At 55.1% G+C, this 13,426-nt stretch carries 14 protein-coding genes; 10 read left to right on the top strand and 4 right to left on the bottom strand.

Features of this window, described 5'->3' with window-relative positions; translation table 11 throughout:
• Positions 1-91: 91 nt before the first annotated feature.
• A complete protein-coding gene (locus IPM58_03305) occupies positions 92-1,312 on the bottom strand; it encodes an HD-GYP domain-containing protein (GenBank protein MBK9306116.1) in 1,221 nt (406 codons plus the stop codon).
• A gap of 135 nt (positions 1,313-1,447) precedes the next feature.
• Complete coding sequence (locus IPM58_03310) at positions 1,448-2,668, bottom strand: HD-GYP domain-containing protein (protein MBK9306117.1); 1,221 nt, start codon at positions 2,666-2,668, stop codon at positions 1,448-1,450.
• Between the two features lie 171 nt (positions 2,669-2,839).
• Between IPM58_03310 and radA the strand changes: the two genes are divergently transcribed.
• The 9 genes from radA to IPM58_03355 are packed head-to-tail and all read left to right on the top strand — an operon-like array spanning position 2,840 to position 9,885.
• On the top strand, positions 2,840-4,201 hold the full coding sequence (radA, locus tag IPM58_03315; protein ID MBK9306118.1) for a DNA repair protein RadA: 1,362 nt from the start codon (positions 2,840-2,842) through the stop codon (positions 4,199-4,201).
• A gap of 34 nt (positions 4,202-4,235) precedes the next feature.
• Complete coding sequence (locus IPM58_03320; GenBank protein MBK9306119.1) at positions 4,236-5,072, top strand: hypothetical protein; 837 nt, start codon at positions 4,236-4,238, stop codon at positions 5,070-5,072.
• 6 nt (positions 5,073-5,078) lie between these two features.
• Positions 5,079-5,870, top strand: a complete 792-nt coding sequence (tsaB, locus tag IPM58_03325) for a tRNA (adenosine(37)-N6)-threonylcarbamoyltransferase complex dimerization subunit type 1 TsaB (GenBank protein ID MBK9306120.1) — start codon at positions 5,079-5,081, stop codon at positions 5,868-5,870.
• Positions 5,871-5,920: 50 nt separating this feature from the next.
• Complete coding sequence (rimI, locus tag IPM58_03330) at positions 5,921-6,433, top strand: ribosomal protein S18-alanine N-acetyltransferase (protein ID MBK9306121.1); 513 nt, start codon at positions 5,921-5,923, stop codon at positions 6,431-6,433.
• A gap of 14 nt (positions 6,434-6,447) precedes the next feature.
• Positions 6,448-6,687 (top strand): DUF465 domain-containing protein, encoded by a 240-nt coding sequence (locus IPM58_03335; GenBank protein MBK9306122.1) that lies wholly within the window; start codon positions 6,448-6,450, stop codon positions 6,685-6,687.
• A gap of 43 nt (positions 6,688-6,730) precedes the next feature.
• The gene (gene tatC, locus IPM58_03340; GenBank protein MBK9306123.1) at positions 6,731-7,507 is read left to right on the top strand and encodes a twin-arginine translocase subunit TatC; all 777 of its coding nucleotides are present in this window, start codon (positions 6,731-6,733) and stop codon (positions 7,505-7,507) included.
• Positions 7,504-8,604 (top strand): hypothetical protein, encoded by a 1,101-nt coding sequence (locus tag IPM58_03345; GenBank protein ID MBK9306124.1) that lies wholly within the window; start codon positions 7,504-7,506, stop codon positions 8,602-8,604. The genes tatC and IPM58_03345 overlap by 4 nt, the downstream gene beginning before the upstream one ends.
• A gap of 21 nt (positions 8,605-8,625) precedes the next feature.
• The gene (locus IPM58_03350) at positions 8,626-9,138 is read left to right on the top strand and encodes a peptidylprolyl isomerase (GenBank protein ID MBK9306125.1); all 513 of its coding nucleotides are present in this window, start codon (positions 8,626-8,628) and stop codon (positions 9,136-9,138) included.
• Positions 9,139-9,150: 12 nt separating this feature from the next.
• A complete protein-coding gene (locus IPM58_03355; protein ID MBK9306126.1) occupies positions 9,151-9,885 on the top strand; it encodes a hypothetical protein in 735 nt (244 codons plus the stop codon).
• A gap of 7 nt (positions 9,886-9,892) precedes the next feature.
• On the opposite strand, the gene IPM58_03360 is transcribed toward IPM58_03355, so the two are convergent.
• The gene (locus tag IPM58_03360; GenBank protein ID MBK9306127.1) at positions 9,893-10,876 is read right to left on the bottom strand and encodes a polyprenol monophosphomannose synthase; all 984 of its coding nucleotides are present in this window, start codon (positions 10,874-10,876) and stop codon (positions 9,893-9,895) included.
• Between the two features lie 208 nt (positions 10,877-11,084).
• On the opposite strand from IPM58_03360, the gene IPM58_03365 reads away from it, so the two are divergent.
• Entirely contained in the window at positions 11,085-12,440 is a 1,356-nt protein-coding gene (locus tag IPM58_03365; protein MBK9306128.1) for an FAD-dependent oxidoreductase, read from the top strand.
• 15 nt (positions 12,441-12,455) lie between these two features.
• Here the strand turns inward: IPM58_03365 and IPM58_03370 are convergent, their stop codons facing one another.
• The gene (locus IPM58_03370) at positions 12,456-13,316 is read right to left on the bottom strand and encodes an NAD(+)/NADH kinase (protein MBK9306129.1); all 861 of its coding nucleotides are present in this window, start codon (positions 13,314-13,316) and stop codon (positions 12,456-12,458) included.
• Between the last annotated feature and the right edge of the window lie 110 nt (positions 13,317-13,426).

The following is a 13,426-nucleotide window of genomic DNA, read 5'->3' on the forward strand; positions in this document are numbered from 1 at the left end:
CTTATCCGAGTAATGTTGTGAGCAGGCAATCGAGGATGGGCGTAGAGAGCTGCAAGGAAAGGTTGTGAACGTGCCTCGGTGATGAGGGTGTTTATGCAGCCTTCTTGTCGAGGTAGTCGGTCGGATCGATGCCGGTATGTGTGGGATCTAGAATGGCCGTGATCTTGCGATGGGGTGTCTCAAGCTGCGCGACGAGATCCATTTCGCGTGGATTGGAGAGGAGGCTATTCCCTGCGCTTTTGACGAGAAGCACCACCGGCGTGAGCGGCACATGATGGTGAATCTGTTTGACGATGGCGACTTCTCCCGTATTCAACTCCACGACCGAGCCGACCGGATAGACCCCCACCACGTGGATGAACCGCTGAACCAGCGTGGCGTCCAAATGTCCCTCCAGCGCCAAGCGATAGAGAAACTGTAGAGCTTCATGCGCGACACGTCCCTTGTGGTAGCAGCGGTCACTCGTGATCGCATCGTAGATGTCGACGACTGCGGCCATCAGGCCGAACTGGCTGAGTTCGCTTCTGACTCGTCTGTGCGGATAGCCGGTGCCATCGACTCGTTCGTGATGCTCAAGTGCAGGGCGCAGGTAGGAATCGCCCAGCCCTGTCGTCGTGGTGAGCACCTCCACTCCTCGCAGAACATGCTGCTTCATGATCTCCATCTCATGCGGTTCAAATCGGCCTGGCTTGTTCAGAATCTCAGAAGGGATTTTGGTCTTTCCAATATCATGCAGCAGCGTGCCGACTCCGATCTGATGCAGTGCGTTGCGCTCAAATCCAAGATCACGCCCTAGGGACAGGGCTAGGATCGATGTATTGACGGAGTGGTAGAACGTGTATTCATCGAACTTCTTCAGTCTCGATAAGCTGGTGAGGGCATCGGGATTTCTGAGCACGCTGCCGGTCATGTCGGAGACGACTCGATTGACTTCTTCCATATTGATCGCCCGCCCAAGCCGTGTGTCATGCATGGCGTTCTGTACAATCGTCTTGGCGGCTTGATACACGCGCCTGGCGTCTGGCAGTTCCTCCTCGAATGGGATTGTGGGTGGCACCGATGCTGGTTCTTCCGGTGCCGTGAGCACGGGATCCGTGGCAATGTCCGGTTCCGAGCCTGGGGTATCTGTCATTTCCGCTGTCTCGAGAGTTACCACCAGCGTTCGTACTCCGCTGGCCTTTAATTGTGCGATTTGCTCGAACGATGTGACGCTCATTCGGTGTCGAAAAAACGGCGTCTCCAGCCAGGACCGGTCCAATTTTTCGATCTGCATGCCCGGCCGTAATTCGTCGATGGTGATGTGTTTTTTCATGGCCAGAGGAGAGTGAACCAGATCCTCCAGTAAGCGATATCGGAGCGACTCTACAAAACCTTAAGACTCACGCTGCTGCAATTCGTGCGTGATGGTCGGGACGTGTGCGGGGATGCGCAGAGCCGATAGGCGTGTCTATGCGGCTTTCTTGTCCAGATAATTGGCGGGATCGAGACCTGTTTGATGGGGGGTCAGAATGGCTGTAACAGTCTGATGAGGGGTCTCTCCTTGGAGAGAGAGATCGTATTCCTGGGGACGCAGGAGCAAGGTATTCCCGACGCTTTTCACGATGAGCACGACCGGCAACAGGGGTGCGTGATGGTTGACCTGTTTGACGATGGCGACTTCTCCCGTATTCAACTCCACGACCGATCCCACGGGGTAGACTCCCACGACCTGGATAAACCGCTGGACAAGCGTCGCATCGAGATGACCTTCGAGCGAGAGACGATAGAGCAGTTGGAGGGCTTGATGAGCCGGTTGCCCCTTGTGGTAGCACCGATCGCTCGTCATTGCGTCATAGATATCGACGATAGCGGTGATCAAACCATACTGGCTGATGTCGTGCTTCGCGCGCTTGTGCGGATATCCGTCTCCGTTCACGCGTTCGTGGTGCTCGAGCGCGGGCTGCACGTAGGAAGCTCCTAAGCCGGTTGTACTGGCCAGGACCTCGACTCCTCGGAGGACATGCTGCTTCATGATCTCCATTTCATGGGCTTCGAAACGGCCAGGCTTATTTAGTACTTCCAGAGGGATCTTCATCTTGCCGATATCGTGCAGCAGCGTGCCGACACCAGCCAAATGCAACATCGACCGATCGAACCCAAGGCTGCGACCCAACGACATGGCCAAGAGTGACGTATTCACGGAGTGGTAAAAGGTGTATTCGTCGAACCGTTTGAGCCTTGACAGGCTGGACAAGGCGTCCGGATTTCGAAGGACACTGTCAGTCATCTCAGACACGACCGAATTAACCGCATCGACATTGATGGCTCGCCCAAGTCTCGTGTCCTGCAACGCGTTCTGCACGATCGTCTTGGCAGCTTGATAGATCCGCCTGGCTTCGGGGAGTTCCTCTTCAAACGTGATGAGCGGCGCTCCCAATTCCGTCTCTTCCGATGCCGAGCTTCCTGAATCATCAGTGCTCGGTTCTTCCAGCACGGATTCTTCTCCGACCTCCGCCGAATCGACACTCACCGTCAGTGTCTGCACGCCACTGGCTTTCAGCTGGGCAATTTGGTGAGGAGAGGTAATCGTCATCTTGTGACGAAAAAATGGTGTGCTCAGCCAGGAGCGATCGAGTTGTTCGACCAACATGCCCAGCTGCAATTCGTCGATTCGGATCTGTTTCTTCATCAGCACACCCGGCTCCGATGGATTCCCTCCAAGCCCTATCGGGTCACGCTGAAGAATTCTTAAGGCGGACATACCTGTCGTGCGATCGCCACCTGTACCAAGTCCTTTTCTTCCCGTGGGACATCCATTAAGATAGCGTGCAGGTTTTCCTTTCCCTGTGAGGCCAATTCGTTGAAAGCCAAGGTTGTCTTCTCCTGTCAGGCCTGTGGGCATCAATCTCCACGGTGGCTCGGTCGATGCCCCGACTGCACCGGCTGGAATACGATGAAGGAAGAACGCCAAGCTGCGAGCGGTAAGGGTCGCCCAGCTGCGATGAAAACGGTTCAAGCCAAGGCCACGCCGATTGCTGAGATTGAAGTGGTGGGTGAGGATCGTCGTTTGACCAACATCGGCGAGTTTGATCGAGTGTTAGGGGGCGGCGTCATTCCCGGGGCGGTGATCTTGATCGGCGGCGATCCTGGGATCGGCAAGACGACACTGCTCCTGCAAGCGTTACCGCGGTTGGCCGCAAAGGATGCGCCGGTCTTGTACGTGTCCGGAGAAGAATCACCGCGGCAGATCAAGATGCGCGGGCAGCGTCTGGGTATCGAACATCCACATTTGTTGATTCTGGCGGAAACGTCGCTGGAGCAGATTCTCAAAGCGGTCCAGGACATTCAGCCGGTGGCGGTGGTCGTCGATTCGATCCAAACCGTGTATACGGAACAGATCACGTCCGCTCCAGGCAGTATCAGTCAGGTGCAGGAGGTGGCCGGACAACTCATGTGGTTCGCCAAGCGGGCCGGAGTTCCGGTCTTTATCATCGGACACGTGACAAAAGAGGGGGCCATTGCCGGGCCACGGTTGCTGGAACATATCGTCGACACAGTGTTGTACTTCGAAGGCGACAAAGGACACAGCTATCGGATTCTTCGTGCCGTCAAAAATCGGTTTGGGTCGACGAATGAAATCGGGGTGTTTGAAATGAAAGATGGGGGGTTGGAAGAGGTGAGTAACCCCTCTGAGCTGTTCCTGGCTGAACGTCCGGAGCGAAGTACCGGTTCTGTCGTCGTCTCGAGCCTCGAGGGGACCAGGCCCATTCTCGTCGAACTCCAGGCGCTGGTTTCGTCGACCAGTTATGCCATGCCCAAACGGATGGCCAACGGTGTGGAACTCAATCGCGTCTCGCTGTTGCTGGCGGTCATGGAAAAGCGGTTGGGGTTTCATCTGTCCGGACAGGATGTCTATGTGAATATCGTCGGAGGCATGCACATCGAGGAACCGGCGATCGATCTTGGTCTTGTGGCGGCCGTCACCTCCAGCTTACGGGAGATGCCGGTTGAACCGGGGATGCTTGTTTTAGGTGAAGTTGGTTTGGGCGGCGAAGTTCGTGCTGTGAGCCAGGCAGAATTACGCATCCGCGAGGCAGCCAAGATGGGGTTTAAACGCTGTATTTTGCCGGAACGCAATCTGGCAAAGCTGGATCCCATCGATGGGATGGAATTGATCGGGATTCACGAAGTGAGAGAGGCGCTTGATGTTGTACTGGCCTAATCATCCAGGTGAGACGACTCATGAAACTTGCTCCATGATGAAACGCATTTTCTGCTCGGTGCTCATCGCGGTGTGTGCGGGGACCGTGCTTGCCGGCTGCACGCGTGTGATGACGAAAGAAGATCCACCGCTGAAGCGGGTGACGACTGAGGAGTTCACGACGCTGTTACGGCAGCGAGATGCGGCCATTCATTCCATGAAAGGATTGTTCACCGCCAAAGTGAGAGGCGGGTTTATGCCCATCGCCACACGGGTGGAGGGGACCGTTCATTACCGTCGACCCAACGCCTTGCGCCTACGAGGTTTTACCCCGATCGGAAATGAGCTGTTTGAATTTGTGCAGGCCGATGATTGGTACAGGCTCCGTTTGCCGCTGGAAGGGAAAGTGTATACCGGGCGTCAATCCGATATGAAAAACCTCGGGAAGCTTGCTCGGTTCTCGCAGCTGAGCGCATGGGCGGTCGGTGGTGTCCTTGGGACGAGTTCGATTAGGAACGACGAGACGGTCAAAGTCGTGGAAGAGCGAGATCGCTATCGCCTTGAGGTGTATACGGCCGTCAGCGGTGAGGTGGGTGCTGGGCGTCATGCTATCCGGCGTCTTTGGTTTGATCGTCGACTCTTGGTGGTTCAAGAAGATCGGTTGGGAACGGACGGCGACGTGGAAGCGACGATCCAATACGATGATTTTAGGAGGCTCGATGATTCGAAGACGGGGCCGGCGCGGATGGTGGTTGAGCAAGACGCTCCACTGTTACGCCCGTTCAAGGTTGCTCTTGTCGACGGGCATGGGTCGGGATCGATCCAGTTGACCTTCCACGAGTTGCAGCATAACCAAGCGATCAGCGCAAAGGACTTGGGGCAGGCGTCTTAATTTACGATGAAAATCCTGGCAATTGAAACGGCAACTGCCTGGCAGAGCGTGGCCCTCCTGGACGGTGATCGGGTGTTGGGTATGCATGAGCAGGAAGCGGGCGGCGCTCATGGGGCGCTCCTGCTGCCGGCCATCGATCAACTGCTCAGCAAGTCTCAGCTAGGACTCAGCGAGCTGGATGGCCTCTGCTGTTCAGCCGGGCCTGGGTCGTTTACGGGGATTCGTGTGGGGCTTGCGACCTGCCTGGGGCTGCGAGCAGCCGCCGGGATTCCGCTCGCGCTGGTTCCCACCTTGGACGCGATGGCGAGGACGGTTCAAGGGGAGTCTCGTCCCCTCTGTCCCGTATTGGTGAGTCGTCGCGATGAGGTCTATTGGGCCCTATTTCGTTGGATCGGTGAAGGGGAGTGGGAACGGCTTGTGAGTGAGCAGGTTGGCACCCCCAGAGCGCTTGCGCAAAGCCTGCCTGACCAGGCTGTCATGATCGGGCTTGGATGGTCAGCGATGGAGAATGAAATCCGATCTGCATTGCCGGAGTCGGTCACGGTCACGATCGGGCCGGATCATGCGTTCAGACCGTCGGCGATTCAGGTCGCGCGCATGGGAATGGAGCAGATCCAGCGCGGCGTGATCGCCGGAAGTGTGGTGGCTCCGTTGTACGTACAGCGTGCTGAGGCGGAAATCCAGTACGAACGTTCGGGAGGCCTCTCGCCGGTCGCGCGACGTCGGAACAGAGTCGACATGAAAGTTGCGGCACGACTGGCTCGTCGTCCACGATCGAACAACACACGAAACAGATGAACAACGACCGACCACGATCAGAATTTCACATTCGGCCCGCGACGCCGGAGATGCTACCCGACATCCTCTCCTTGGAAGAGGCTTGCTTCTCGTCCCCCTGGACGCGCAAAATGCTCGAGTCAGAGTTACAGGGTAATCAGTTTGCACACTTTCTCGTCGCAATGCAGCAGCAGGGACAGTCATCGGCAGGGAGCGCGTGCGCGATCGTGGGGTATCACTGTTTCTGGATCGTCTTTGAAGAGCTGCGCCTGATGAATCTGGCGGTGCGAGAGTCGGTGCGAAGGCAAGGGATTGGAACGGCCCTGGCGGCGGAAGCATTTCGTGTGGCACTCAATCACGCGGCGACTCGAGCAGTTCTTGAAGTCAGAGCGTCAAACAAGCCTGCGCGCGTACTCTACACCACGATGGGGTTTATTCAAGTCGGGACACGTCCTCAGTATTATTCCAATCCACTCGAAGATGCCGTGCTGATGGAAATGAATCCGCTTGTCAGGCCGAGCGGTCGACAGCATGTACCAACGTGTCGTGCAGGAGGTGAATCAACCTCGACAGACTCACTCTAACCGGGAGGTGTCGTATGGTGACGGAAGATGCGATTGTCGAACAGCTTCGCCGCAGCAACACCGAATTCCGCGAGCTGGAGGAATCTCACCATCGTCTGGACCGTGAGCTGAACGAGTTGCAGCGGCGCCATGTCCTGACGCCGAATGAAGAGATCGAGAAAAAGCGAATCCAAAAAGAAAAATTGGCCACGAAAGATAAGCTTGCGGAGTTTATTCGTCTCCACCGGGACCAACGACTGGAACCGGCACGGTAGCTTGCTGTGAGGCCGGCGCCGCGTCTACGACGAGAGAACCACCATGGCACAGATCGTCCATCCGCTTGCCGCGCACCTCCAAAATATCAAGCGCCGATTGCTGATCGTTGGCGCGACGATGTTAGGGTTGCTTGTGCTCACATTCTCGTTTTCCGCCGACATGGTCGCATGGCTCAATCGGCCGTTTGAGAACCAACTGGCCTTTTATGGGCCCACGGAAGCCTTGTTCGCTTCCATCAAGGTGTCGTTGTTGGCCGCCTTTATCCTCAGTCTGCCGGTCATTTTCTACCACTGTTGGAAGTTGATTGAGCCCGCGTTGCTCCCGAAGGAGCAGCGTTGGGCGATCCCGTTGTTCATGCTGGCTGGAGCGTTGTTTGGGTTGGGGATGGTGTTTTGTAACGCCGTCATTCTGCCCCTCGTGATCGACTGGTTTGTGAGTTTTGGGCTCGATCGTGATATCACCCCGCAGCTAGGCGTAGGAATCTATATTGATTTCAATGTAAAATTTCTGCTGATTTTTGGTTGCGCATTCGAACTCCCGTTGGCGATGACGCTGGCGGCCGTGATCGGTACGGCGTCGGCTCAGACATTCGCACGGTACCGGAAACACGCGATGTTACTGTGCCTCATCGTGTCTGCCGTAGTGACGCCCGATGCCACGCTCTTTACGATGTTACTGATGGCAGTTCCGTTGATGTTGTTGTATGAGGTTGGGATTATCGGGGCCCGCATGTTTGGGAGAAGTCAGGACCATGATGGGATGGATGTGCCGACTGACCCTGATGTACCGTTCAAAACGGCAGGAACGAGAATACGATGAAGCTCCTGGGTATTGTGAATAGACGAGGACCAGCTCTCTGGCTGGTCCTCGTATTATGGACCGGTGGGGTTCTTGGAATCGCGTATGGGGAAGAGCCTCGATCGAGAAACGCGATGGTGGCACCAACGGCACAAGTAATAGCCGATTCGTCAGTGGCCTCGGGACCTTCAGAAGAGTCTGCGACAAGCGTACAGGCGCTCGCGATCAGTGAAAACGGTGTGATTTATGCGGGGTCGTTTGGACATGGTGTGTTTCGGACCATGGATCGCGGCGCTACGTGGAACCCCGTGGGAGATGGAGTCACTGATCCCTTTATCTTGAGCGTGGCGGTCACAGGGAACGGGGTCGTGTACGCCGGAACGTTTCGCGGAGGAGTGTTCCGGTCCCGTGATGAAGGCACTACCTGGCAGCCGGTCAATGAGGGACTAAAACGGCTGGAAGTCAAATCGCTTCTGACGGTCCATCATGAGCTCTATGCCGGAACAGGCGACGGTGTGTATCGCCTTCGCAGTGCCGATGATCGCTGGGTGCCCGTCACAACTGGGCTCGCTGATACGTTGGTCCATTCTCTTGCACGGGCCGCAGACGGAACGTTGTTCGCAGGTACCTCAGGGAAAGGGATTTTTCGATTGATCCCTGGTTCTTCAGGGTGGGTTCGTGTCCGGCATGGTCTGAAAGATCATGAAGGCATGATCGAAAACTTCATCCGTGTGCTGGTGATCGATCAGGACCAGAGTATTTTGGCTGGGACGTTCGATGGGGGAGTCTTTCGCAGCACAGATGGCGGACTGACCTGGCGTCCGATCAGTAGGGCTCTTCCCAATGACTCCATCCGTGGCATCGTTCTGAGAGACCAAACCATGGTTGTTGCCACAGGGCACGGAATCTTTAAGACGGTGGATAACGGGAAACAGTGGATACCTTTGAATCGAGGTCTCACGACTCTGTCCATTCAGGTGTTACTGGGGGCAGGTGAGAGAGGGCTGTATGCGGGGACGAGTTCAGGAGTGTTCCGCAGTGACGATGGTCTTTCCTGGATAGCCGTGAATCAAGGACTGGAGGTCGGTATCGCTCCACCTCCGTTTCTCTTTCGATAAGAGATAGAAAGGATAAACCTCATGAGTGACGTTTCGAAGAACACCCGGGCCACCATCGCCGTGACGAGCAAGGGCCAGCCGATCGGGGAAATCGTGCTCAAATTCCATTCGGACGTGGCGCCGGGTCACGTGAACAACTTCATTAAGCTGTCCCAAGAGGGATTTTATAATGGTACGACGTTTCACCGTGTCATACCTGGTTTCATGATTCAGGGGGGAGACCCCAATAGTAGGACCGCGGACCGCTCTTCACATGGGATGGGTGGACCTGGTTATAAAGTGAAGGCCGAATTCAATAGTACGCCCCACAAGCGTGGCATCGTCTCGATGGCCAGAGCTAACGATCCCGATAGTGCCGGATCACAGTTCTTCATTTGTGTTTCGGATGCCAACTTCCTAGACTGGCAATACACGGTTTTTGGAGAGGTCGAGAGCGGGATGGATGTCGCCGATACGATCGTCAACATGAAACGGGATGGGCGGGATAATCCGTTAGAGCGTGCGGAGATGACCGTCACGATCAGTGAACGCTAGGTGTACGTGATCATGCCGGTCAAGTCTCTGTGCCTGATATCAGCCGGGGGACTGTTAGGTCTTGTCATGATGGCCGGGTGTGCCGTTCCGCATGTGCCATCGAGAATTATCTATGAGGACCCGGTGAATTTCGTCCGATTGGAAGAAGACTCGGAAGTCCTGGCCGAATGGCCCCCGACGCATCATACCCACCCCCTTATTATCGAACCTGAGCGACTACGGAGGATCTTGTCGGGACTGATGGTGCAGGAGCATTGGATTGCTCTGAAACGATGGCTGCGAGGCGAATCTCCGTTGGTTCCAGCTTTCACGGACGAAGAATTAACCTTGCTATCGGTGCGATTGGCGGAAGCGCTTGCAGAGGCGACCTACAACGAACGAGTCACGTTCTATCTGAGCGAGCCTCAAGCCTTCGCGAGACGCATTATCACGACGGGAGGCCTCTACATTCAGGGGACTGAACTGCATATGCTCCTGGGCAACTGGCGCATCATTTATGGCATTCCGGCCTACGGGATGATCTATGATCGACGATATCCCATGCGGCCGACTGCGGCGAAAGGCTTTGACTTACGGTTCCAATCCACAGAGGCTGTCGTTCCTATTAAAAATAGCCTGTTCGATATCATGATAGCGAACGCCAAAGACGAGCTGGTCATTGATCTTTCCAAGCTTGAATTGCAGGAGCCGTCGATTTCTTTGCGTGATGATTGTTTGAAACAGGAAACCGGATGTGAAGGGCCGTAGTGAGTCGTTATCTATGAAAGCCCATCTTGGGCACTTCCAGGAGTCCTTCGATGAGGGACGACCAGCCAAGCTTGCTCTGGCCTTCCACGCGGTCCGTGAAACGAATGGGTATTTCACGAATCTCCGCGCCGAGTTGAACGGCTCGCCAAGCCAGCTCTACCTGAAAGACGTATCCCTTCGCACCCACCGTTTCAAGGCGCATGCTCAGTAACAGGTCGCGATGGTAACATCGAAAGCCGCCCGTCCAGTCATGGATCATAGGACCTAAAAAGAGCCTGACATAGGTGTTGCCGCAGCGAGAGACCAGGCGTCGCCTGGCGTCCCAGTTGTCGGTGCCCCCACCAGGCACGTAGCGACTGCCGATTACCAGCTTGGCGGTTTTGCTACCGTGCACCAAGCGAGGTACGTCCCACGGGGCGTGGCTGAAATCACAATCCATTTCGATGATACGGTCATACTTTCGTTGGAGCGCCCAGTTAAATCCTGCCAAATAGGCTGGCCCGAGTCCTTGTTTCCGTGGCCGATGCAACACATGGACGTGCCCATATCTGCAACTCAGTTCATCGGCGAGTTGGCCGGTTCCATCCGGTGAATTATCATCGACGACTACAATATCAGTGACGAGATAGCGACTAATCGCATTGATGAGCGCTTCAAGGTTGGCTCGTTCGTTGTACGTTGGAAGCACAATGACGATCGATTGGTCAAAGGTGAATGGCGAGTTAGGGACAAGCGGGCTGCCGAGCGCAAGCTGGGAATATTCGGGAGATGGACCATCGGGAGGTATGTGCTCGCTGATGGCGATGCGTGCACTATCGGCTCCACGAGCGACGAGGTCTTCGACGTCCTCAAAGTTCTGGACGAGATAGGCTTCGTCGGCATGTAACTGTTTTAAGGAGAATGATCGATCAACGGTTGAGACTCGGCAATACCGCACTGGGGGAGTCTCGACCTCCTCAAACGATGCGGGGAGTGGTTGGCCAATCGGCATAATGAGTTAGGTGCATACCATCTGTTCGTCGCTCGACCAGGTTGCCTCAACCGAAGAAGTGGGCGGATTTTAGATGACTACACCGAGCCGTGCAAGTAGATGCGGGTGCGAGTCGTTCATTTTTGACAGTGCGCGAACGGCTATGGTACAGTCCGCGAATCGTTGATATTCCAGGTGTTTTTATCATCAGAAGTGAAGGGTACTTGTTATGAGTGGATCGCGGTCACATGTGATTATTGTTGCGGGAGCCGGGCCAGCTGGCATGGCCGTCGCCAGTTCGCTTTCGAAAGCCGGACATGACATTATCATTCTCAATCGAGACATCAGATTCGGAGGGTTGGCTGAGTATGGAATCTTCCCTTCTAAATTGAAACTTCGGGGTGGTCTTAAGAAACAATATTGGGAGTTGCTTCAGCAGAAAAATGTGCACTATTTCGGGAATATCTCGATCGGCAACGGGAAAGACTTGACGGTTGATGATGTGCGTGGACTTGGAGCAAGCGCAGTTGTGTTCACCATTGGGGCGCAAGGAACGAAAGCGATCGGAGTGGAGGGAGATTCAGCACAGGGTGTGTTCCACGCGAAAGATGTCGTGTATCACTACAATCGCCTTCCTGGTTTTGGAGACCGCCCCTTTGAAGTGGGAAAACATGTCTGTGTGATTGGTGCCGGGGACGTGATGGTGGACATTGCGCACTGGTTGGTTCGCTATAAGAAGGTCGAGCGGGTCACGGCCATTGTCCGACGAGGTCCGGTGGAACGAAAGTACAATCCGAAGGAGATCCGTAGTATCTGCGCCAATATGGATTTGGAAGGGATCCGTGGTGAGTTCGCACGGATCAAAGATCGTTTGGCTACGGTAGGGCAGAACCATGATGAGGTCTTCAAAGGGTTTACGGACGAATTCATGAAGTGCGAGCCTCCGGTGTCAGAAGCAAAAATGGGCTTCCGCTTCCTGGCTTCTCCAAAGCGTATTTTGGTAGATGAGCACAATTGTGTTCGTGCGCTTGAAATGGAGGATAATCGGTTGGATCCAAAGGGCGAGGATACCGTCGCGGTCGGGTTGAAGCAGTACTATGAATTTCCCTGTGACGCGGTCGTATTTGCCGTCGGCGACAAGGTTGATGAGACCGTCGGTCTCCCCTATAAGAACGGGACATTCATTACGAACCCAACCAAAACGGGTAACGATCCTGACGATGCGCTTTTTCAGGCTTACGACGAGACGAGCGGGAAAGTAATGGATGGCGTTTTCCTCGCTGGTTGGGCCAGAAAAGCGAGTGAAGGTCTTGTCGGTGTGGCGAAGCGCGACGGTGATTGGTGTGCAGAGGTTGTGGAGCGGTATCTGTCGACCAAAAACTCGGGTGGGGATGCAAAAACGGTGTTGAGCCAGTTACATTCACTGCTCAGAACGCGACAGAGTCGTCCGGTTGATGTGAACGGGCTGCGGGCGCTTGAAGCGGCGGAGCGCGCATTCGCTGGAGAAAACGATTGTATCGGGGAGTTCAAATTTACAGCGAATCAGGACATGCTGGCCTGTATCGAACAGGGAAAGTCGTCCTAGTCTGGGTTGAAGCCGTTATCCATGCCCCCATTTTAGCTTTCCCCGCAACACCTCATAGTAGTGACTCTCTGGAAAACGAATCAATCGGGTTCGGTGGTCTGACGTCTTGATGACCGCGTTATCCCCCTGAATAATGGCGACTCCGACTTGGCCGTCGAGCGTAACCATCGATCCTTCATCCTGACTCGTTAAGGTAACGTCAATCACCACAGTGCTTGGGACGATAAGCGGCCGATGGCTCAAGGTGTGTGGGCAAATCGGCGTCAAAATGAGGGCCTGCACGCCAGGATTGATGAGAGGGCCCCCTGCCGAGAGTGAGTAGGCCGTTGATCCCGTGGGTGTTCCGATGATGAGGCCGTCCCCTCTTAAGTTCGTGACGAATTGACCGTCGATCGAAATCTGTAAGTCGATCATGCGGGCGAGGGTGCCTTTGCTGATGACCACATCATTCAGAACTGTCCCTCGGGCGACGGTTTCCCCATGGCGATGAATATGGGTTGCCAGCATGAGTCGTTCATCAAGGACGCAATCGTTGGCAAATACGCGGTCCAGTGAGGGATACAGATTGTCTAGCCGCACTTCCGTCAAAAATCCAAGGCCGCCCATGTTGACGCCAAGAATGGGAATGCTACGCTCAGCTGCGAGGCGCGCAGCACTCAGGATGGTCCCGTCTCCACCTAACACCAAGAGGACGTCCGCCTTCTCAGCCAGCTGAGTTTTCGGCATGCCACCAGGCTCGTTCAGCAACGCTGCAGATGTTGCATCGAGCAGGACATCGATGCTGCGGGCACGGAGCCAGGCCACTACCCCTAATAACGTACTCTTGACCTCTAGGAACTTGGGCTTCGTTAAGATGCCGATGCTTTTGCTTCTCATTCGGTGTGCGTGATAGAGGAGAGAATGAGTGTAATTGTATAGAGATCTTTCTTTTAATGTCAATGAGAAGTCTCTTCTCATTGTGATGGATAGAGGTTTCAAGCAGAACT

Origin of the sequence: Nitrospira sp. (assembly GCA_016715825.1) — a bacterium.
Classification (GTDB): domain Bacteria; phylum Nitrospirota; class Nitrospiria; order Nitrospirales; family Nitrospiraceae; genus Nitrospira_D.

Excerpts from the sequence above, each read along its gene's own strand:
- tatC (MBK9306123.1), top strand. The coding sequence starts at position 6,731 with ATGGCACAGATCGTCCATCCGCTTGCCGCGCACCTCCAAAATATCAAG.
- IPM58_03345 (MBK9306124.1), top strand. The coding sequence starts at position 7,504 with ATGAAGCTCCTGGGTATTGTGAATAGACGAGGACCAGCTCTCTGGCTG.
- IPM58_03360 (MBK9306127.1), bottom strand. The coding sequence starts at position 10,876 with ATGCCGATTGGCCAACCACTCCCCGCATCGTTTGAGGAGGTCGAGACT.
- rimI (MBK9306121.1), top strand. The coding sequence starts at position 5,921 with ATGCTACCCGACATCCTCTCCTTGGAAGAGGCTTGCTTCTCGTCCCCC.
- IPM58_03350 (MBK9306125.1), top strand. The coding sequence starts at position 8,626 with ATGAGTGACGTTTCGAAGAACACCCGGGCCACCATCGCCGTGACGAGC.
- IPM58_03365 (MBK9306128.1), top strand. The coding sequence starts at position 11,085 with ATGAGTGGATCGCGGTCACATGTGATTATTGTTGCGGGAGCCGGGCCA.
- IPM58_03310 (MBK9306117.1), bottom strand. The coding sequence starts at position 2,668 with ATGAAGAAACAGATCCGAATCGACGAATTGCAGCTGGGCATGTTGGTC.
- IPM58_03335 (MBK9306122.1), top strand. The coding sequence starts at position 6,448 with ATGGTGACGGAAGATGCGATTGTCGAACAGCTTCGCCGCAGCAACACC.
- IPM58_03370 (MBK9306129.1), bottom strand. The coding sequence starts at position 13,316 with ATGAGAAGCAAAAGCATCGGCATCTTAACGAAGCCCAAGTTCCTAGAG.
- IPM58_03305 (MBK9306116.1), bottom strand. The coding sequence starts at position 1,312 with ATGAAAAAACACATCACCATCGACGAATTACGGCCGGGCATGCAGATC.
- IPM58_03320 (MBK9306119.1), top strand. The coding sequence starts at position 4,236 with ATGATGAAACGCATTTTCTGCTCGGTGCTCATCGCGGTGTGTGCGGGG.
- IPM58_03355 (MBK9306126.1), top strand. The coding sequence starts at position 9,151 with ATGCCGGTCAAGTCTCTGTGCCTGATATCAGCCGGGGGACTGTTAGGT.
- tsaB (MBK9306120.1), top strand. The coding sequence starts at position 5,079 with ATGAAAATCCTGGCAATTGAAACGGCAACTGCCTGGCAGAGCGTGGCC.